Origin of the sequence: Thiobacillus sp., assembly GCF_030696885.1 — a bacterium.
Lineage (GTDB): Bacteria > Pseudomonadota > Gammaproteobacteria > Burkholderiales > Thiobacillaceae > Thiobacillus.
Window position 1 is genome coordinate 142317 of sequence record NZ_JAUYRI010000009.1, and the last position, 19159, is coordinate 161475.

Sequence of the window (19159 nt, forward strand, 5' to 3'; positions counted from 1 at the left end):
TCAGATGGCTACGTTGAATATCGAAATTGACGGCAAGTCGCTCACGGTTGAGAGCGGCGACACCATCATGGATGCGGCCCACGCGGCGGGCATCACGATCCCGCATTTCTGTTACCACAAGAAGCTGTCGATCGCGGCCAATTGCCGTATGTGTCTGGTGCAGGTAGAAAAAGCGCCGAAGCCGCTGCCGGCCTGCGCGACGCCAGTGACCGACGGCATGAAGGTGCAGACCCGCTCCGAGTATGCGATCAACGCGCAGAAGAGCGTGATGGAATTCCTGCTGATCAACCACCCGCTCGACTGCCCGATCTGCGACCAGGGCGGCGAATGCACGCTGCAGGATCTGGCGGTGGGCTATGGCGGCTCGTCGTCGCGCTACCAGGAACTCAAGCGCGTGGTGCGCGAAAAGAATCTCGGCCCGCTGATTGCAACCGACATGACGCGTTGCATCCACTGCAGCCGCTGTGTGCGCTTCGGCCAGGAAATCGCCGGCATCATGGAGCTCGGCATGGCCGGGCGCGGCGAGCATACCGAAGTCATGCCTTTCCTCGAATCGCAGGTGGCGTCCGAGCTGTCGGGCAACGTGATCGACCTGTGCCCGGTCGGCGCGCTCACCAGCAAGCCGTTCCGCTACACCGCGCGCAGCTGGGAGCTGTCGCGCCGCCCCTCGATCAGCCCGCACGACAGCCTCGGTTCCAACCTCGACGTCCACGTCAAGGACAACAAGGTAATGCGCGTGCTGCCGCGCGAAAACGAGGATGTCAACGAATGCTGGCTCGCGGACCGCGACCGCTTCTCCTACCAGGGTCTGAACACCCCGGAGCGGCTGACGCAGCCGATGATCAAGCAGAATGGCCAGTGGGTCGAAACCACCTGGCAGGCGGCACTGGAATACGTCGCCGACAAGCTGAAGGCTGTGCCCGCCGAACAGATCGGCGCGCTGTCGACGCCGTATCGTCCCGCGGAAGAACTCTTCCTGCTGCAGAAACTGATGCGCGGGCTAGGCAGCGGCAACGTCGACCACCGCCTGCGGCAGTCGGACTTCTCGCTCGACGACAAGGCGCACGGCGGCTTCTGGCTCGGCATGCCGGTGACCTACATGTCGCGGCTGAACCGTATGCTGGTGGTCGGTTCGAACCTGCGCAAGGACCATCCGCTGATGGCACACCGCATCCGTGAATCCGTACGCTGGTACGGCGAACTCAACCTGATCAACGCGGCGGAAGACGAATTCCTCGGCAAGGTACACGCCAAGCGCATCGTCGCGCCGTCGCAGTTGGCCGCGGCGCTGGCGGGCGTGTGCCGCGCGCTGGCCGAACTCAAGAACCTGCCGATTCCCGGAATTGCCGCACACGGTGTTACCGACGACATTTCGAAGAAAATAGCCGAGAGCATTGCGGGCGGCGAGACGCGTGCGGTCTTTCTCGGCAACATGGCGCAGCACCATCCGACCTATGCGCAGATCCATGCGCTGGCGCAGGAAGTGGCGACGCTCGCCGGTGCCAGCTTCGGCGTGCTGGGCGAGGCGGCCAATAGCGTCGGCGCCGTCGCAGTAGGCGCGATCCCCGGCCGTGGCCCCTTGGGCCAGGCCGCGATCAAGGGCCAGAACGCGCAGCAGATGCTGACCACGCCGCTGTCCGCCTATCTGCTGCTCGGCGTCGAAGTCGAACTCGATACCCATGACCCGGTGACGGCGATGGCCAGCATCAACGCCGCGGATTTCATCGTGGTGATGTCGCCCTACAAGGGCAAGTCGCTCGACTATGCCGACGTGCTGTTGCCGATCGCGCCGTGGACCGAAACGTCGGGTACCTTCGTCAATACCGAAGGCCGGGTGCAGAGCTTCGCCGCCGTGGTGAAGCCGCTCGGCGAAACCCGTCCTGCCTGGAAGGTGCTGCGAGTACTGGGCAACCTCTTGGGCCTGACCGGCTTCGATCACAACGACAGCAAGGAGGTGCTGCGCGACGCGCTGGGCGATACGCCCACCGGCAACGTGCAGGCCTTCCTCAGCAATGAAGTCAGCGGCGTGACGCCGGCACAGCCGCAGGCGGTCAGCGGCCTCGAGCGCGTCGCCGAAGTGCCAATCTATCAGACCGACGCAGTGGTGCGCCGCTCGGCATCGTTGCAGATGACACAGGATGCTGCGCTGCCGGTGGCGCGCATGCATGGCAATCTGATCGCGAAGCTGGGCCTGACGGAAAATGGCCGCGTCTCGGTGCGCCAGACGGCGACCGCGCTGACGCTGAAAGTGCAGCGTGACGACCTGCTGCCCGACACCTGCGTACGCATCCCCAGCGGCCACCCGCTGACCGCAGGCTTGGGACCGATGTTCGGTCCGATCACGGCGGAGCCGGTCTGATGGAGGGAATCAACGTGGATTGGGCTGCCGTTCAAACCGTCGCCTGGACGCTGATCAAGATCATGGCGCTGGTGGTGCCGCTGATGCTGGGCGTCGCCTACCTGACCTATGCCGAACGCAAGATCATCGGCTGGATGCAGGTGCGCATCGGGCCCAACCGCGTGGGTTTTCTCGGCCTGCTGCAGCCGATTGCCGATGGCCTGAAACTGCTGATGAAGGAAATCATCATTCCTTCCGGCGCCAACAAGAGCCTGTTCATCCTCGGCCCCATCCTCGCCATCGCGCCGGCATTGGCCGCATGGGCGGTGATTCCGTTCACCGACAATCTGGTGCTGGCCAACATCGATGCCGGCCTGCTGTACGTGATGGCGATCACCTCGATGGGCGTCTACGGCGTCATCATCGCGGGCTGGGCGTCCAATTCCAAATACGCCTTCCTTGGCGCAATGCGCTCCGCCGCGCAGATCGTGTCGTACGAAATCGCGATGGGCTTCGCGCTGGTCGGCGTGCTGATGGCGGCGCAGTCGCTCAACCTCATCGACATCGTGCAGGGCCAGTCGGGCGGGGTGCAGCAGTGGTACATCTGGCCGCTGTTCCCGCTGTTCATGGTGTACCTGATCGCGGGTGTGGCCGAAACCAACCGCGCACCGTTCGACGTCGCCGAAGGCGAATCCGAGATCGTCGCCGGCTTCCATGTGGAATATTCGGGCATGGCCTTTGCCGTGTTCTTCCTCGCCGAATACGCCAACATGATCCTGATCGCCGCGCTGACCACGATCATGTTCCTCGGCGGCTGGCTGTCGCCGGTCGAATTCCTCCCGGACGGCATCGTCTGGTGGCTGCTGAAGACCGCCTTCGTGCTGTTCCTCTTCCTGTGGTTCCGCGCCACCTTCCCGCGCTATCGCTACGACCAGATCATGCGACTGGGCTGGAAGGTGTTCATTCCCATCACCATCGTCTGGATCGTCGTCGTCGGCGGCATGATGCAGACGCCGTATGGTTATCTCTTCCATTGAGGCGGCCATGAGACGGATCACGCATTTCTTCGGCAGCCTGTTCCTGATCGAACTGCTGCGCGGCATGATGCTCACCGGGCGTCACCTGTTCGCGCGCAAGATCACGGTTCAGTATCCGGAAGAAAAAACCCCGCAATCGCCGCGTTTCCGCGGCCTGCACGCGCTGCGCCGCTACCCCAACGGCGAGGAGCGCTGCATCGCCTGCAAGCTGTGCGAAGCCGTGTGCCCGGCCCTCGCCATCACGATCGAGTCGGAAAAGCGCGACGACGGCACCCGCCGTACCACGCGCTACGACATCGATCTGACCAAGTGCATTTTCTGCGGCTTCTGCGAGGAGTCCTGCCCGGTCGATTCGATCGTCGAGACCCGCATCCTCGAATACCACGGCGAAAAACGCGGCGACCTGTATTACACCAAGCCGATGCTGCTCGCGATCGGCGACAAGTATGAAGAACAGATCGCGAAGGACCGCGCGGCGGATGCGAAGTATCGGTAGGGCACGCGGAGCGTGCCCGGGGATAGGAGCTAGGAAATAGAAATTAGGGGCGGTGCGCTGCGCGCGCCGCTTGATTGAACAACACGACGTACAAACGAAACGGGAGGCAGGCAAACGGAAAACGGGTATCGGGCACGAGCGGTGAATAGCCATCCCTAGCCCCTCATTCCTAACTCCTAGCCCCTAGCCCCTACAAAATGACCTACACGACCGCCATCTTCTACTTCTTCGCCGCCATCCTGGTATTTGCCGGCCTGCGCGTCATTACTGCGCGCAACCCGGTGCACGCCGCGCTGTTCCTGGTGCTGGCCTTTTTCACGGCCGCCGGCCTGTGGGTATTGCTGGAGGCCGAATTCCTCGCCATCACGCTGGTGCTGGTCTATGTCGGCGCGGTGATGGTGCTGTTCCTGTTCGTGGTGATGATGCTCGACATCAACCTCAACAAGCTGCGCGAAGGATTCTGGGACTACCTGCCGCTGGCCGGTTTCGTCTCGGTGCTGCTGGTGATCGAAATGGCGCTGATCCTCGGCAGCCGCCACTTCGGCCTCGACGTGATGGCCACGCCCGAGGCGCGCCCGGCGGACTACAGCAATACCAAGGAGCTCGGCCGGCTGCTGTATACCGACTACGTCTATGCATTCGAGCTGGCCGCAGTGATCCTGCTGGTGGCCATCGTTGCCGCCATCGCATTGACGCTGCGCCGCCGCAAGGACAGCAAGTTCATCGATCCGGCCGATCAGGTAAGGGTCAAGCGCAACGACCGCCTGCGCATCATCAAGATGCAGTCTGAAAAGCGGCCAGGGGTCGGGGTTCAGGATTCAGGGGAGGGGGGCGCGTGATTTCCTTGTCGCATTACCTGGTGCTGGGCGGCATCCTGTTCGCCATCAGCGTGCTGGGCATCTTCCTCAACCGCAAGAACGTGATCGTGCTCTTGATGGCGATCGAGCTGATGCTGCTGGCGGTGAACATCAACTTCATCGCGTTTTCGCATTACCTTGGCGATATCCACGGCCAGATCTTCGTCTTTTTCATACTCACCGTGGCTGCGGCCGAATCCGCCATCGGCCTCGCCATTCTGGTGGTGCTGTTCCGCAATCTGCACACGATCAACGTCGATGACCTCGACCACCTGAAAGGCTGATGCGGATGGACATGCAGACGCTCTATCTCATCATCCCGCTTGCGCCCCTGTTCGGCGCGATCGTCGCCGGGTTGTTCGGCCGCCTGGTCGGCCGCACCGGCGCCCATGTCGTCACCATCGCCGGCGTCGCCATCTCGTTCATCGCCTCGGTGCTGGTGTTCCAGGATGTACGGGCAGGCAACACCTTCAACGGCACCGTCTACACCTGGATGGTGCTGGGCGATCTCAGTTTTGAAATCGGTTTCCTGATCGATTCGCTGACCGCAATGATGATGCTGGTCGTCACCTTCGTCTCGCTGATGGTGCACATTTACACCATCGGCTACATGCACGACGATCCAGGTTACCAGCGCTTCTTCTCGTACATTTCGCTATTCACCTTCTCGATGCTGATGCTGGTGATGAGCAACAACTTCCTGCAGCTGTTCTTCGGCTGGGAGGCGGTCGGGCTCGTCTCCTACCTGCTGATCGGCTTCTGGTACCAGAAGGAAACCGCGATCTACGCCAACCTCAAGGCCTTCCTGGTCAACCGTGTCGGCGACTTCGGCTTCATCCTCGGCATCGGCCTGGTGCTGGCCTACTTCGGCTCGCTCGACTACGCCACCGTGTTCGCCAAGGCGCCCTCGATGGCGACCGAGACCATCACGCTGTGGCCCGATACCGCATGGAGCCTGATGACCGTGATCGGCATCCTTTTATTCATCGGCGCCATGGGCAAGTCGGCGCAGTTCCCGCTGCACGTCTGGCTGCCCGATTCGATGGAAGGCCCGACGCCGATTTCCGCACTGATCCACGCAGCGACAATGGTGACTGCCGGCAATTTCATGGTGGCGCGCATGTCGCCGCTGTATGAACTGTCCGACGTGGCCCTGAGCTTCATCATGGTCATCGGCGCGATCACCGCGCTGTTCATGGGCTTCCTCGGCATCGTGCAGAACGACATCAAGCGCGTGGTGGCGTATTCGACGCTGTCCCAGCTGGGCTACATGACGGTCGCGCTCGGTGCCTCGGCCTACTCGGTCGCGGTGTTCCACCTGATGACGCACGCCTTCTTCAAGGCATTGCTGTTCCTGGCGGCCGGTTCGGTCATCATTGCGATGCACCATAACCAGGACATCCGCTACATGGGCGGCCTCAGGAAATACATGCCGATCACCTGGATCACCTCGCTGATCGGCTCGCTGGCGTTGATCGGCACGCCTTTCCTGTCGGGCTTCTATTCCAAGGAAACCATCATCGAGGCGGTGCGGCTCTCGAACCTGCCGGTGGCCGACATCGCCTACTGGGCGGTCGTCATCGGCGTGTTCGTCACCGCCTTCTATTCCTTCCGCATGTATTTCCTGGTGTTCCATGGCAAGGAGCGTTTCCATCAGGGCCATGCGCATGGCAACGAGCCGGACACCCACCATGATGAACACCACGGTGGCACGCCGCACGAAACCCCCTGGGTGGTAACTGGCCCGCTGCTGGCGCTGGCGCTACCGTCGCTGGCGATCGGCTACATGACGGTCGAAGCCATGCTCTACGGTGATTTCTTCGGCAACGCGATCTACGTCTCGGACCGCCATCAGGTCATGCATGACCTCAATCAGAATTTCCATGGCGCGGCAGCGATGGGCCTGCACGCCGTGGTGACGCTGCCGTTCTGGTTGGCGGTCGCGGGCGTGGGGCTGGCGGCGTTCTTCTATCTCAAGCGCCCGGACATTCCGGCGGCGATCGCGCAGCGCTTCAAGTTCCTGCACCAGCTGCTGCTCAATAAATACTGGTTCGACGAGCTCTACAGCTGGGTGTTTGCTAAGGGCGCCCGCTTTCTCGGCGGCTTCCTGTGGCGGCGCGGCGATCAGAACGTGATCGACGGCGTCTTCGTCAACGGCACGGCACATCTGGTTGAACGCTTCTCGCGCCTGGTCAAGGCTTTCCAGTCCGGCTACATCTACCATTACGCGTTTGCCATGCTGATCGGGGTGTTCGCCCTGGTGACCTGGTTCGCGCGGCTCAATTAAACCAACAACGCCATGTTCGGACAGTCGATACTTTCTCTCGTCATCTGGGTCCCGATTCTGGCCGGGGTGGCGGTGCTCGCCACCGGCTCCGACCGCAACGCCGCACTCGCCCGCTGGATTGCGCTGGCCGGCGCGCTGCTGGGATTCATCGTCGCGATCCCGCTGGTCACCGGCTTTGACACCGGCACTTCGGCGATGCAGTTCGTCGAGAAGGCGGCGTGGATCCCGGCGTTCAATATTCATTACCACCTCGGTGTCGACGGCATCTCGATGCCGCTGATCCTGTTGAACAGCTTCATCACGGTATTGGTCGTCATCGCCGGCTGGCAGGTGATCCAGGACAAGGTCGCGCAGTACATGGCGGCCTTCCTGATCATGTCGGGCCTCATCAACGGCGTATTCGCGTCGCTCGACGGCATCCTGTTCTATGTCTTCTTCGAAGGCATGCTGATTCCGCTGTATCTGATCGTTGGCGTGTGGGGCGGCCCTAACCGGGTCTACGCCGCGTTCAAGTTTTTCCTCTACACCCTGCTCGGCTCGCTCCTGATGCTGGTGTCGATGATCTACCTGTATTTCCAGTCGGGCGGTAGCTTCGACATCCAGACCTGGCACACCACCACGCTCGGGATGACCGCGCAGACGCTGATGTTCTTCGCCTTTTTGCTCGCCTTCGGGGTCAAGGTACCGATGTGGCCGGTGCACACCTGGCTGCCCGATGCCCACGTCGAGGCGCCCACCGGCGGCTCGGTGGTGCTGGCGGCGATCACGCTCAAGGTCGGCGCCTACGGCTTCCTGCGCTTCATCCTGCCGATCCTGCCGGATGCCAGTGCGGAACTCGCCTGGTTCGTCATCATGCTGTCGCTGATCGCGGTGGCCTACATCGGCCTGGTCGCGCTGGCGCAGTCCGACATGAAGAAGCTGATCGCCTATTCGTCGATCGCGCACATGGGTTTCGTCACCCTCGGCTTCTTCATGTTCAGCCCGCTCGGCCTCGAAGGCGGCCTGGTGCAGATGATCTCGCACGGCTTCGTCTCGGCCGCGCTGTTTCTCTGCATCGGCGTCATGTATGACCGCCTGCATTCGCGCCAGATCAAGGACTACGGCGGCCTGGTCAACAAGATGCCAGTGTTCGCCGCCTTCTTCATGCTGTTCGCGATGGCCAACGCGGGCTTGCCAGCCACCAGCGGCTTCGTCGGCGAGTTCATGGTCATCATGGCCGCCGCCAAGGTCAATTTCTGGTACGCCTTCGTCGCCGCCACCACGCTGATCTTCGGCGCCGCCTACACCTTGTGGATGTACAAGCGCGTCGTGTTCGGCAACGTCACCAATCCGCACGTCGAGGAAATGAAAGACGTCAACGCGCGCGAAATCCTGCTGCTCGGCGTGCTCGCCGTCTGCGTGCTGGCCATGGGCCTGTATCCCAAGCCTTTCACCGACGTCATGCACGTGTCGGTGGTCGACCTGTTGGCGCACGTCGCCCAAAGCAAACTGCCTTAAGGTTCCAAGATGAGCGACTTCCTCACCCAATTCGCCCCCGCGCTGCCCGAGATCTTCGTGCTGGTGATGGTGTCGTTGATCCTGCTGATCGACGCCGCGCTCGGCGACAGCAAGCGCTATGTCGCCTATGTGCTTTCGCTTGCCACCATCGCCGGCGCCGCTTTCCTCACCGCGCGCGATTTCTCCACGATGCCGGTGCTGGCGCTGGGCGGGCTGTTCATCGACGACCCGCTGTCGGACGTGCTGAAGCTCTTCCTCTATCTGACCGTTGCCGTGGTGCTGGTGTATTCGCGTGATTACCTGCGCCAGCGCGGACTCTACAAGGGCGAGTTCTTCGTGCTGGCGCTTTTCGCGCTGCTGGGCATGATGGTGATGGTGTCGGCCAGCCATTTCCTCACGCTGTATCTAGGCCTCGAACTGCTGTCGCTGTCGCTCTATGCGATGGTCGCGCTGCAGCGCGATTCCAGTATCGCGACCGAGGCGGCGATGAAGTACTTCGTGCTCGGCGCGCTGGCGTCCGGCATGCTGCTTTACGGCATGTCGATGGTCTACGGCGTCACCGGCTCGCTGGCGCTGGCCGACATGGCGCAGATCCTGTCCGACGGCACGGATCTGCGGATTCCGCTGGTGTTCGGCATCGTTTTCATCGTATCCGGCCTGGCGTTCAAGCTGGGCGCGGTGCCGTTCCACATGTGGGTGCCCGACGTCTACCACGGCGCGCCCACCGCGATGACATTGTTCATCGGTTCCGCACCCAAAATCGCCGCCTTTGCCTTCGTCTTCCGCATTCTCGGCCAGGGGCTGGAATCGCAGGTCGCCGAATGGCGCGACATGCTGGTGATCCTGGCGGTGCTGTCGATGGCGGTCGGCAACATCGCGGCCATTGCGCAAACCAACCTCAAGCGCATGCTGGCCTATTCGACCATCTCGCACATGGGCTTCATGCTGCTGGGCATCCTCGCCGGGTCGCAGAACGGCTACGGCAGCGCGATGTTCTACGTGCTGGTGTATGCGCTGATGAGCCTGGGCGGCTTCGGCATGATCCTGCTGCTGTCGCGCGCCGGCTTCGAAGCCGACAAACTCGACGACTTCAAGGGACTGAACCGCCGCAGCCCGTGGCTGGCTTTCCTGATGCTGCTGCTGATGTTCTCGATGGCCGGCATCCCGCCGACGGTCGGCTTCTACGCCAAGCTCGCGGTGCTGCAGGCCGTGGTCGAGATCGGCTACGTATGGCTGGCGGTGGCGGCGGTGCTGTTCTCGCTGATCGGCGCCTTCTACTACCTGCGCATCGTCAAGCTGATGTACTTTGACACCCCGCACGATACGACGCCGATCGCCCCCTGCGTCGACAGTCGTGTCATCATGTCGGCCAACGGGCTGGCCGTGCTGGCGCTCGGCATTCTGCCGCAGCCGTTGATGGCGGTGTGCATGTACGCCATCGGCGCATCCTTCTGAACCAACCCCGCCAGAGCCGGTCTGCTCTGGCGTTAAACAGTTTTCCGGATTCATTGTGAACTTCTCCACCTCGCTGCTGCTGATCCTGGCGTTCATTGCCGCCAACCTGCCGTTCCTGATCGAACGCATTTTCTTTGTCGTCAAACCCAAAACCGGCAGCAAGGGCCTGGCCTGGCGCCTGCTCGAACTGGTCGTATTGTTCTTCGTGGTGGGTGGTATCGCGATGCTGCTGGAAAGCAAGCTCGGCCCGGTCCATGCGCAGAACTGGGAGTTCTACGCGGTCAATGCTTCGCTGTTCGTGGTGTTTGCCTATCCGGGATTCGTCTACCGCTACCTGTGGCGCCGGCGTGGCGCCTAGCAGCATGGACTTCACGCTGCGCGGCGAACACGTCGCCCTGTGCGACCTGCTCAAGCTCACCGGCATTGCCGACAGCGGCGGGCAGGGCAAGCTGATGATCGCCAACGGCGAAGTGACCGTGGATGGCCAGCCCGAAAGCCGCAAGACCGCGAAAATCCGTGCGGGCCAGACGGTGCAGTGCCTCGGACAGACGGTGCGGGTGCTAGCGGCCGAAGCCTAAAGAAAACAGAAAAAGAAGCGGCCGGCGTCGTACTCCACCGCCAGCCGTGCGCCGCGGTTCAGCGCATAGTCCCACGACCCCTTGGTCGCGCAGCCTACGTGGCATTCGCTCACCCCGGCGGGTGATTCGAGATCACGTTCGCGGTCATACCAGCTCAACAACATCGTTTCGTCGCCCAATTGCTGCGTGGCAACGGCCGTCGCCAGTTTCAGCGCGGCATTAAAATCCAGGCCGAGTTCGGCCGCATCCAGACGCAGGGTTTTCACGGTGTGGTATCCGTCAGCGCCTTCAACGCGTAGAGCATATCCAGCGCCGCTTTCGGCGTCAGCGTATCGGGGTCGAGCTCGCGCAACTGGTCGAGCGCGGGGTGCGGCGGCGGTTCGTCGTTGGGCAGGTGGGCGGCAAACAGGTCGCCCTGCGGGCCGGGCTGCAGTTGCGCGTCCTCGAGTTCGCGCAGGTGACGCCGCGCCGCGTGGATGACCGGGCTTGGCACGCCGGCCAGCCGCGCGACCTGGATGCCGTAGCTCTGCGAGGCCGGGCCTTCTTCCACCGCGTGCAGGAACACCAGGTCAGCGCCGTGTTCCTTGGCGTCCAGGTGTACGTTGACCAGCTGGCGGAATTCCTGCGCCAGCTGGGTCAGCTCGAAATAGTGGGTGGCGAACAGCGTGAATGCGCGGGTGGCGGTGACCAGATGGCGCGCCACCGCCCACGCCAGCGCGAGGCCGTCGAACGTGGAGGTGCCGCGGCCGATCTCGTCCAGCAAAACAAGACTGTGGGCACTTGCGTTGTGCAGGATATGCGCGGTCTCGGTCATTTCGACCATGAAGGTCGAACGGCCGCCGGCCAGGTCGTCGGAGGCGCCGATGCGGGTGAAGATCTGGTCGATGTCGCCGATTTTCGCTGAATGGGCGGGTACCCACAGGCCGCAGCAGGCCATCAGCGTGATCAACGCGACCTGCCGCATGTAAGTCGACTTGCCGCCCATGTTGGGGCCGGTGATCAGGAGCATCTGGCGGCTGCGGCTCAGTGTCACGTCGTTGGCAATGAAGTGCTCGACCTGCGCCTCGACCACCGGATGACGGCCGCCGCGGATCACGATGCCGGGCTCCTCGCTGTACTCGGGCGCGTTGAGCCGGAGTGTGCCCGTGCGCTCGGCCTGACTCGCCAGCACGTCGATTTCGGCCAGCGCCGCGGCAATCGTCAGCAGATCCGGCACGTGCGGCGTCAGCATGTCGAGCAGCGCATCGAACAAGGCTTTCTCGCGCGCCAGCGCGCGGTCCTGTGCCGACAGCGCCTTGTCCTCGAAGGCCTTCAACTCTGGCGTGATGTAGCGCTCCGCATTTTTCAGCGTCTGCCGACGGCGGTAGTCGTCGGGGACCTTGTCCGACTGTGCGCGGCTGACCTCGATGTAGAAGCCGTGCACCCTGTTGTACTCGACCTTGAGCGTGGTGATGCCGGAGCGCGCGCGCTCGCGGGTTTCCAGTTCCAGCAGGAAGGCCCCAGCGTCGCGCGTCAGCGCGCGCAGTTCGTCGAGGTCGGCGTCGTAGCCGTCGGCAATGACGCCACCTTCGCGCAGCACGCTCGCAGGTTCGGGCTGAACTGCGCGGGCCAGCAGCGCATGCAGGTCGGGCCGGGCAGCGAGTGAAGCCTGCAGCGCCGCGAGGCGGGCACGGTCGTCGGGCAGTGCGGCGGCGAGATCGGGCAGCAGCGCCAGCGTGTCGCGCAGGCCGGACAGATCGCGCGGGCGCGCGCTTTTCAGCGCGATGCGGCCGCTGATGCGTTCGACGTCGGCGCAGCTTTTCAGCAGGCGGGTCAGCGTGGCGGCGGTGTCGGGCAACTCCGCCAGCACGCCGATGGCGTCGCGCCGCTGCGTCAATATTTCGCGGTCGCGCAGCGGGTGGTGCAGCCAGTGGCGCAGCAAACGCGTGCCCATGCCGGTGGCGGTGGTGTCGAGCACCGACAGCAGTGTGGGTGCCGCTTCGCCGCGCAGGGTTTCGGTCAGCTCCAGATTGCGCCGGGTGGCGGCGTCGAGCTGCACGAAATCGCCGTCGCGTTCGGCGCGGATCGCCTGGATGTGCGGCAGTGCGGTGCGCTGGGTGGTCTGGATGTAGTCGAGCAGCGCGCCCGCCGCGGCAATGGCCAGGTGCAGATCGGCGACGCCGAAGCCGGCCAGGTCGCGGCTGCCGAGTTGCTGCGCGAGGCGGATCTCGGCGCCGGCCGTGTCGAACTGCCACGGTGCCAAGCGGCGCACCGCGCAGGCTGCGCCGCTGAGGGCAAAGTCGTCGGGTGCCAGGATTTCCGCCGGCCGGATGCGCGCGAGCAGGGCGGGCAGGGCGGCCGCCTCGACCTCGGTGACCTGGAAACGCCCGGCGGCAAGATTGAGCCAGGCCACGCCGATCGCGTCCGGGCCCGGTGCTGTATTAAGTTTTCCTGGCGCAATCGCCAGAATCAGCGTGTCGCGCGTTTCATCCAAGAGGCCCGAATCGGTCAGCGTGCCCGGCGTCACGATGCGCGCCACCTGGCGCTCGACCGGGCCCTTGCTGGTGGCAGGGTCGCCGACCTGCTCGGCGATCACCACCGATTCGCCCAGCTTCAGCAATCGCGCCAGATACTGCTCGGCGCTGTGATACGGCACGCCGGCCATCTTGATCGGGCTTCCGGCCGAAGCGCCGCGGGTGGTGAGCGTGATGTTCAGCAGCCGCGCCGCCTTTTCGGCATCGTCGTAGAACAGCTCGTAGAAGTCGCCCATGCGGTAGAACAGCAGCATGTCGGGATGCTGCGCCTTGATGCCCAGGTACTGCTGCATCATCGGGGTGTGGGCAGTGGACTCCTTGGCGATCGACATGGGCGGACAGGCGGTCGGATCAGACTTTCAGTTCGGGCGGCAGGTGGGGGGCGATGACCTGCAGCATCTGGCCGAAAATCTTCGGGGTGGCGGCGACGATGTTGCCGGATTCGAGAAAGCCTTCGTCGCCCAGGAAGTTGCCGACCAGCGCGCCGGATTCCTGTGCGATCAGGCTGCCCGCGGCGAGGTCCCACGGCTGCAGGTGCATTTCCCAGAAGCCGTCGTAGCGGCCGCATGCTACGTAGCATAAGTCGAGCGCGGCGGAGCCGGGGCGACGCAGGCCAGAGGTGGCTTTCATCATGTCGCGGAACATGTTGAGGTAGGCCTCGGCGAAGCTGAAGTCGCGGAAGGGGAAGCCGGTGCCGATCAGGCATTCAGAGAGCTTCGCGCGCTTGCTGGCACGGATGCGGCGGTCGTTGAGCATGGCGCCGCGGCCGCGGGTGGCGGTGAAAAGTTCGTTGCGCGCGGGGTCGTAGACGACGGCCTGGGTGATCTGGCCCTTGTGCTTCAAGGCGATGGAGACCGAATACTGTGGCAGGCCGTGCAGGAAATTGGTGGTGCCGTCGAGCGGATCGATGATCCACTGGTAGTCCTCGCCGTTTTTGGCGTCGGCCGTGCCAGACTCCTCTGCTAAAATCCCGTGGTTCGGATAGGCGTCGAGCAGGGTTTCGATGATGGCGCGTTCGGCCATCTGATCGACTTCGCTGACGTAATCGCGGTCCTGTTTGCTTCGTACGGTGAGTTGGTCGAGGTCGAGCGAGGCGCGATTGATGATCGCCCCGGCTTTGCGAGCGGCTTTCACCGCCGTATTGAGCATGGGATGCATGGTGTCTGGCTACAAATTCAAAGAACGAAGCGCTATTTTACTTGATGACACCCACTTGATGATCCTGGCCGACCCGAAACTTCTCGCCCGTATCCGCATCGTTCTGGCGCGCACCAGCCACCCCGGCAACATCGGTGCGGCGGCGCGTGCGATGAAGACGATGGGGCTGTCCGATCTGGTGCTGGTCGCGCCCGCCGTCTTCCCCAACAGCCAGGCCGACGCGATGGCCGCGGGTTCGACCGACCTGCTGGCGCGGGCGCGGGTATGCGCCACGCTCGCCGAGGCGCTGGCCGACACCACGCTGGCGCTCGGCGTGTCGGCGCGGCGGCGCGACATCGTGGCCGAGGTGTTGACTCCGCCCGAGGCGGCGATGCGTTTGTTGGCCGAGGCGCAGGCCGGACCGGTGGCGCTGGTATTCGGCAACGAAACCAGCGGGCTGTCGAACGAGGAGCTGAGCCTGTGCCAGGGCCTGGTGACGATCGCCGCCAACCCCGACTACAGTTCGCTCAACCTGGCGGCAGCGGTGCAGGTGCTGAGCTACGAGCTCCGCCAGGCCTGGCTGGGCCATGCAGCGTGGCCGCAGCCCGAGATGGACGCCGCCAGCAGCGACGAGGTGGAGAAGTTCTATGCCCACATGGAAACCGCGCTGGCCGAACTGGAATTCCTCAACCCCGGCTCGCCCGGCAAACTGATGCTGAAGCTGCGGCGGCTGTTCGCCCGTACCCGGTTGGCGAAGGAAGAAGTGAATATCCTGCGCGGCATCCTGACCGCCGCGCAGGAAGCGCAGCAGCGCGCGAACCGGACGCGGAACCCCAGCACGGAATAGTTGACTAAATTACTAGGAAATAGCATCCTCGACGCATGAAACTGCTCAGCCAACTCAAGGAAGACATCGCCGTCGTATTCGACCGCGACCCGGCCGCGCGCACGAGCTTCGAAGTCGTCACCACTTATCCGGGTTTTCACGCCATGCTCTTCCACCGCCTGGCGCACAGGCTGTGGCGCATGGAATGGAAATGGCTGGCACGCTTCACCTCGCACATCGGTCGCTGGCTCACCGGCATCGAAATCCACCCCGGCGCCACCATCGGCCGGCGCGTGTTCATCGACCACGGCATGGGGGTGGTGATCGGCGAAACCGCCGAGATCGGCGACGACTGCACCCTGTATCACGGCGTCACGCTCGGCGGCACCTCGTGGAACAAGGGCAAGCGCCATCCCACGCTGAAACCCGGCGCGGTGGTGGGGGCGGGCGCCAAGATTCTCGGCCCGATCACCATCGGCGCCAATGCACGCGTCGGCTCCAACGCCGTGGTGGTGAAGGACGTGCCGGACAATGCCACCGCGGTCGGCATCCCGGCACGCATCCTGGACAGCGCGGCAGAGATCCAGCGCAACCAGCAGGCGGAAAAACTCGGCTTCTCGGCCTATGCGATTTCGGCCGACATGAACGACCCGGTGGTCAAGGCCATCCACGGCCTGATCGACCATTCGGCCCACATCGACCACCGGCTGGAACTGATCCTCGCGCAGCTGCAGAAACTGGGCGCGGAAGTACCGCCCGGACAGGACAAGCCGGACGATTTTGACCCGAACTATCTGAACAAAATAGTTGACTAAATTGGTAAGGTAAGGAATAGTTGACTGAAATGCTCGGGAATTTTATAGTTCGGGCCAAATTTCGGGAGAACACGTCATGAGATTGACCACAAAAGGCCGTTTCGCCGTCACAGCCATGCTGGATCTGGCCCTGCGCGGCGGCAAAAGTCCGGTGACACTGGCCGGCATCAGCGAGCGTCAGGACATTTCCCTGTCGTATCTGGAGCAGTTGTTCAGCCGTCTGCGCCGCCATGCGCTGGTCGAAAGCGTGCGCGGCCCCGGCGGCGGCTATTATCTGGCGCGGCCGCTTGCCGAAGTCAGCGTGGCCGACATCATCCGTGCGGTCGACGAACCCATCGATGCGACCCAGTGCGGCGGCAAGGAAAACTGCCTCGACGAGCACCGCTGCCTGACGCACGACTTGTGGACGGGGCTCAACGCCCATATCTACGATTATCTGGACAATGTCACGCTGGCGACGCTGGTGGCCAAGCAGGACGAGTGCAAGGACAAGGTGCTGCAGGACCGCCGTGCCGCCAAGGTCACGCTGGCCGCTTGAACGATTCAATTAGGGCAAAACGATGAAGACTCTGTATTTCGATTATTCCGCCACCACCCCGGTCGATCCGCGCGTTGCCGCAAAGATGATTCCCTTCCTGACCGAGGAATTCGGCAACCCGGCTTCGCGCTCGCACCCCTACGGCTGGACGGCCGACAAGGCGGTCGAGGATGCGCGTGCCGAGGTCGCCGCGCTGGTCGGTGCCGACCCCAAGGAAATCGTCTTCACCTCCGGTGCCACCGAATCGAACAACCTCGCCATCAAGGGCGCAGGCCATTTCTATTCCGGCACCAAGGGCAAGCACATCATCACTGTGCGCACCGAGCACAAGGCCGTGCTCGACACCGTGCGCGAGATGGAGCGCCAGGGTTTCGAGGCGACCTACCTGAACGTCAAGGAAAACGGCCTGCTCGACCTCGACGTGCTCCGCGCGGCGATCCGTCCCGATACCGTGATGGTCTCGGTGATGGCGGTCAACAACGAAATCGGCGTGATCCAGGACATTGCAGCAATTGGAAAAATCTGCCGCGAAAAGGGCGTGATCTTCCACGTCGATGCGGCGCAGGCCACCGGCAAGATGCCGATCGACCTGAAAACGCTTCCGGTTGATTTGATGTCGTTCTCGGCCCACAAGACCTACGGCCCCAAGGGCATCGGCGCACTGTATGTCCGCCGCAAGCCGCGCATCCGCCTGGAAGCGCAGATGCACGGCGGCGGCCACGAGCGCGGCATGCGTTCGGGCACGCTGGCCACCCACCAGATCGTCGGCATGGGCGAAGCCTTCCGCATCGCCCGCGAGGAAATGGCGACCGAGAACGAGCGCATCCGCATGCTGCGCGACCGCCTCTACAACGGCCTGAAAGATATCGAAGAAGTGCACCTGAACGGCGACATGGAACAGCGCGTGCCGCACAACCTCAACGTCAGCTTCAACTTCGTCGAGGGCGAATCGCTGATCATGGCGATCAAGGATCTGGCCGTGTCGTCGGGTTCGGCCTGCACCTCGGCCAGTCTGGAACCGTCCTACGTGCTGCGTGCGCTGGGCCGCAGCGACGAACTGGCGCACAGCTCGATTCGTTTTTCCATCGGCCGCTTTACCACCGAGGAAGAAGTCGACTACGCCATCAAATTGCTGCACGAAAAGATCGGCAAGTTGCGCGAGCTTTCCCCGCTGTGGGAAATGTTCAAGGAAGGCGTTGATCTGAATTCCGTGCAGTGGGCTGCACATTAAGTTGACGTAAAGGAGAACCACCATGTCTTACAGCGAAAAAGTACTCGACCATTACGAAAACCCCCGCAACGTCGGTTCCTTCACCAAGGACGACGACGGTGTCGGCACCGGCATGGTGGGCGCGCCTGCCTGCGGCGACGTGATGAAGCTGCAGATCAAGGTCGGTGCCGATGGCCGCATCGAGGACGCCAAGTTCAAGACCTACGGCTGCGGTTCGGCGATCGCCTCCAGCTCGCTGGTGACCGAATGGGTCAAGGGCAAGACGCTCGACCAGGCCATGGAAATCAAGAACACGGCGATTGCCGAAGAACTCGCGCTGCCGCCGGTGAAGATCCACTGCTCGATCCTGGCCGAAGACGCGATCAAGGCCGCGGTTGCCGACTACAAGCAGAAAAAAGGTCTGGAGTAAGCCATGGCGGTGACCCTGTCCGAGCGCGCAGCGCAACACGTGACCAACTACCTCGCCAAACGCGGCAAGGGCGTCGGCATCCGTCTCGGCGTGCGTACCACCGGCTGCTCCGGCATGGCCTACAAGCTGGAATTTGCCGATGACGTGCCCGAAGGCGACGAGGTCTTCACCAGCCATGGCGTGACCGTCTTCGTCGATCCGAAAAGCCTCACTTACATCGACGGCACCGAACTCGACTACGCCCGCGAGGGACTGAACGAAGGCTTCAAGTTCAACAACCCGAACGTGAAGAACGAGTGCGGCTGCGGCGAGTCGTTTAACGTTTGATGGTAGGAGCTAGGGGTTAGGATCTAGGGGCTAGGGAAGGTGCGGCCCAGGGCCGCGCTTATTAAAGACGCGAAGCACAAGCCCCCCTAAATCCTAGCCCCTAGCCCCTGGCCCCTAACAATGGATTTCACCCAAACCCACTTCGAACTGTTCGGCCTGCCGCAAGCGTATGCGCTGGACCGTGACAAACTCGATGCCGCTTACCGCGAAATGCAGAACACGGTGCACCCGGACCGCTTTGCTGCACAGCCGGATGCCGAACAGCGGGTGGCGATGCAGTGGGCAACCCAGGCGAACGAGGCCTACCAGACGCTGAAGCATCCGGTGAGCCGCGGCGTGTATTTGCTGAAGTTGCAGGGCATCGACGCATTCGATGCCAGCAACACCAAAATGGCGCCGGCCTTTCTGATGCAGCAGATGGAATGGCGTGAAGCCATCGACGAGGCGCGCGCCGGCAACAGCACGGCAGCGCTGGATGCCCTGAGCGACGACCTGCGCAGCGCACACCGTCGGATCGAGGCGCAGCTGGCCGATCTGATCGACACTGCGCATGATTATGCGGCGGCCTGCGAGGCCGTGCGCCAGCTGCGTTTCATGGACAAGCTCATCGCCGAAGTCGGCGACGTCTACGAAGAACTGGAAACCTATTAAGACGGCCAGATATGTTTGAACATTTGAATGATCGTGGAAGGTGTCTAGCGTGGTGCGGTTCGTTGAGCCGTCTCAATAGGGCGCTGTGCTTAATGTTTATCGATTCGACACGCCACGCGTTCGAATTGAAACAATCGCAGTTCCACGAAATCACTTTCTCTAACGCC

At 63.0% G+C, this 19159-nt stretch carries 20 protein-coding genes; 17 read left to right on the top strand and 3 right to left on the bottom strand.

Going from position 1 to position 19159, the window contains the following annotated elements:
* The first annotated feature begins 4 nt into the window (after positions 1–4).
* From nuoG to Q8R61_RS04535, 10 genes are all read left to right on the top strand, one after another.
* Positions 5–2359 (top strand): NADH-quinone oxidoreductase subunit NuoG, encoded by a 2355-nt coding sequence (gene nuoG / locus Q8R61_RS04490; protein WP_305534641.1) that lies wholly within the window; start codon positions 5–7, stop codon positions 2357–2359.
* A complete protein-coding gene (nuoH, locus tag Q8R61_RS04495) occupies positions 2359–3375 on the top strand; it encodes an NADH-quinone oxidoreductase subunit NuoH (protein ID WP_305534643.1) in 1017 nt (338 codons plus the stop codon). The genes nuoG and nuoH overlap by 1 nt, the downstream gene beginning before the upstream one ends.
* A 7-nt stretch (positions 3376–3382) precedes the next feature.
* Positions 3383–3871 carry an NADH-quinone oxidoreductase subunit NuoI gene (nuoI, locus tag Q8R61_RS04500; RefSeq protein WP_305534645.1) on the top strand — a complete coding sequence of 163 codons (489 nt, stop codon included), beginning with the start codon at positions 3383–3385 and terminating at the stop codon, positions 3869–3871.
* Positions 3872–4068: 197 nt separating this feature from the next.
* Complete coding sequence (locus Q8R61_RS04505) at positions 4069–4710, top strand: NADH-quinone oxidoreductase subunit J (protein WP_305534647.1); 642 nt, start codon at positions 4069–4071, stop codon at positions 4708–4710.
* Complete coding sequence (gene nuoK / locus Q8R61_RS04510; protein ID WP_305534649.1) at positions 4707–5012, top strand: NADH-quinone oxidoreductase subunit NuoK; 306 nt, start codon at positions 4707–4709, stop codon at positions 5010–5012. Before Q8R61_RS04505 ends, nuoK begins: the two co-directional genes overlap by 4 nt.
* Positions 5013–5017: 5 nt before the next feature.
* The gene (nuoL, locus tag Q8R61_RS04515; protein ID WP_305534718.1) at positions 5018–7015 is read left to right on the top strand and encodes an NADH-quinone oxidoreductase subunit L; all 1998 of its coding nucleotides are present in this window, start codon (positions 5018–5020) and stop codon (positions 7013–7015) included.
* A gap of 12 nt (positions 7016–7027) precedes the next feature.
* Positions 7028–8512, top strand: a complete 1485-nt coding sequence (locus tag Q8R61_RS04520) for an NADH-quinone oxidoreductase subunit M (RefSeq protein ID WP_305534651.1) — start codon at positions 7028–7030, stop codon at positions 8510–8512.
* A 9-nt stretch (positions 8513–8521) separates the two neighbouring features.
* Positions 8522–9967, top strand: coding sequence for an NADH-quinone oxidoreductase subunit NuoN (gene nuoN / locus Q8R61_RS04525; RefSeq protein ID WP_305534653.1), 1446 nt, complete (start codon positions 8522–8524; stop codon positions 9965–9967).
* Between the two features lie 55 nt (positions 9968–10022).
* The gene (locus Q8R61_RS04530) at positions 10023–10325 is read left to right on the top strand and encodes a DUF2818 family protein (RefSeq protein ID WP_305534655.1); all 303 of its coding nucleotides are present in this window, start codon (positions 10023–10025) and stop codon (positions 10323–10325) included.
* A gap of 4 nt (positions 10326–10329) precedes the next feature.
* Complete coding sequence (locus Q8R61_RS04535; RefSeq protein WP_305534657.1) at positions 10330–10545, top strand: RNA-binding S4 domain-containing protein; 216 nt, start codon at positions 10330–10332, stop codon at positions 10543–10545.
* Here Q8R61_RS04535 and Q8R61_RS04540 read toward each other — a convergent pair.
* The 3 genes from Q8R61_RS04540 to Q8R61_RS04550 are packed head-to-tail and all read right to left on the bottom strand — an operon-like array spanning position 10542 to position 14216.
* Entirely contained in the window at positions 10542–10811 is a 270-nt protein-coding gene (locus Q8R61_RS04540; RefSeq protein WP_305534659.1) for an AF1514 family protein, read from the bottom strand. The genes Q8R61_RS04535 and Q8R61_RS04540 overlap by 4 nt on opposite strands.
* A complete protein-coding gene (mutS, locus tag Q8R61_RS04545; RefSeq protein ID WP_305534661.1) occupies positions 10808–13390 on the bottom strand; it encodes a DNA mismatch repair protein MutS in 2583 nt (860 codons plus the stop codon). Before mutS ends, Q8R61_RS04540 begins: the two co-directional genes overlap by 4 nt.
* Positions 13391–13409: 19 nt before the next feature.
* Positions 13410–14216 (bottom strand): inositol monophosphatase family protein, encoded by an 807-nt coding sequence (locus Q8R61_RS04550; protein ID WP_305534663.1) that lies wholly within the window; start codon positions 14214–14216, stop codon positions 13410–13412.
* Between the two features lie 58 nt (positions 14217–14274).
* Here Q8R61_RS04550 and Q8R61_RS04555 point away from each other — a divergent pair, with 58 nt between their 5' ends.
* The 7 genes from Q8R61_RS04555 (at position 14275) to hscB (ending at position 18992) form a co-directional block, all read left to right on the top strand.
* The gene (locus tag Q8R61_RS04555) at positions 14275–15042 is read left to right on the top strand and encodes an RNA methyltransferase (protein WP_305534664.1); all 768 of its coding nucleotides are present in this window, start codon (positions 14275–14277) and stop codon (positions 15040–15042) included.
* A gap of 35 nt (positions 15043–15077) precedes the next feature.
* Positions 15078–15836, top strand: coding sequence for a serine O-acetyltransferase (gene cysE, locus Q8R61_RS04560; RefSeq protein WP_305534667.1), 759 nt, complete (start codon positions 15078–15080; stop codon positions 15834–15836).
* A 76-nt stretch (positions 15837–15912) separates the two neighbouring features.
* Complete coding sequence (iscR, locus tag Q8R61_RS04565) at positions 15913–16374, top strand: Fe-S cluster assembly transcriptional regulator IscR (protein ID WP_305534669.1); 462 nt, start codon at positions 15913–15915, stop codon at positions 16372–16374.
* 22 nt (positions 16375–16396) lie between these two features.
* Positions 16397–17605 (top strand): IscS subfamily cysteine desulfurase, encoded by a 1209-nt coding sequence (locus Q8R61_RS04570; RefSeq protein WP_305534671.1) that lies wholly within the window; start codon positions 16397–16399, stop codon positions 17603–17605.
* A gap of 22 nt (positions 17606–17627) precedes the next feature.
* Positions 17628–18014 carry a Fe-S cluster assembly scaffold IscU gene (iscU, locus tag Q8R61_RS04575; RefSeq protein ID WP_296886776.1) on the top strand — a complete coding sequence of 129 codons (387 nt, stop codon included), beginning with the start codon at positions 17628–17630 and terminating at the stop codon, positions 18012–18014.
* A 3-nt stretch (positions 18015–18017) separates the two neighbouring features.
* Positions 18018–18341 (top strand): iron-sulfur cluster assembly protein IscA, encoded by a 324-nt coding sequence (iscA, locus tag Q8R61_RS04580; protein ID WP_305534676.1) that lies wholly within the window; start codon positions 18018–18020, stop codon positions 18339–18341.
* Between the two features lie 120 nt (positions 18342–18461).
* Complete coding sequence (hscB, locus tag Q8R61_RS04585) at positions 18462–18992, top strand: Fe-S protein assembly co-chaperone HscB (RefSeq protein WP_305534678.1); 531 nt, start codon at positions 18462–18464, stop codon at positions 18990–18992.
* Positions 18993–19159 lie beyond the last annotated feature (167 nt).